The following is a 1049-nucleotide window of genomic DNA, read 5'->3' as shown; positions in this document are numbered from 1 at the left end:
TGATTCTCCAGCCCATCCAGGATAGTAAAAATTTCATCCAGCCGGGACTCTGCATTCTCCTTTTCCTGCTGTGCATTGTCAAGTTGAGCCAACTGTTGCTCCAAGCTGTTTTTCTCAGCCATGAGCGCTGTGGCCTGATGCTCATCGAATTCCTCAACTGTGTCGGTAGCTATAGCCTGGAGCATAGCCTTGAACTTGGCATCGATTTCCGCTATCCTTATCTGGATATCCAGGCTGTTGTCCTCACTACTATCGTTTTTCAGGCCCATACCGATATGCAGTTTCAACGTACCCAGCACATCGGCACCCTGCTTTGCCGTGCGCATGATTGCTGCCATGACGGCCTCCTGCAACACACTTTCCTCCATCGTGGGCGAGTGGTGGCAGTATTTCTTGCCGAAGTCCAACCGGTTGATGCACCGCCAGACGGGCTTCTTTTCGCCCTTGACCGTCCAGGTGCATCGGCGGTAAGGGGTGCCGCACTCACCACAGACCAGCAGTTCTGTCAAGGCATATTTACTGGAGTATCGGCCCTGCTCGGTCTTGGTGCCCTTTTGTTTGACCTTACGCTTGCCGGTGCGCCGCGCCAGTTCTTCCTGCGCCCGGCCAAAGGTGGCAGGGTCGATAATCGCCGGATGATTGTTCTCTACATAATACTTGGGGCGCGCCTGCCCATCGTTGCGCTTGACCTTCTTGCTCAGGCAGTCCACATTTGAACATATCCATCGTTGCTGGCACTTCTTGAACCGGCTGTCATGCCGTCGAACCATCTCGCCGCCGCACTCTGGACAGGTTACCGACACATCTATATGGAAAATTTCACAGGTGCGGTCGGTACCGTGCTGGGTGTTCTTTTGGGCTTTCATCTCGACCATGACCTGGTGCGTTCCCTTATCAATAATTGCTGGAAAATTGTCCTTGCCGGTATATCGCTTATCCTCAATCAGGCGCATAATGCGGGACTTATTCCAGCCGGTAATGCCGGGCTGGTACTCTATATTTTCATCGTTCAGGCGGTTGGCAATTTTCAACAGGGAGCAGCCGTTTTG

1 protein-coding gene is annotated in these 1049 nt (G+C 53.0%); it reads right to left on the bottom strand.

Annotated elements, in window-relative coordinates; genetic code table 11:
- Positions 1–1049 (bottom strand): recombinase zinc beta ribbon domain-containing protein (locus tag U8U68_RS21905; protein WP_322204582.1); only part of this gene is annotated, 1049 nt, incomplete at both ends.

Source organism: Acutalibacter intestini (genome assembly GCF_034334985.1).
Taxonomy (GTDB): Bacteria; Bacillota; Clostridia; order Oscillospirales; family Acutalibacteraceae; genus Acutalibacter; species Acutalibacter intestini.
This window is presented reverse-complemented; position numbering and strand designations above follow the sequence as displayed.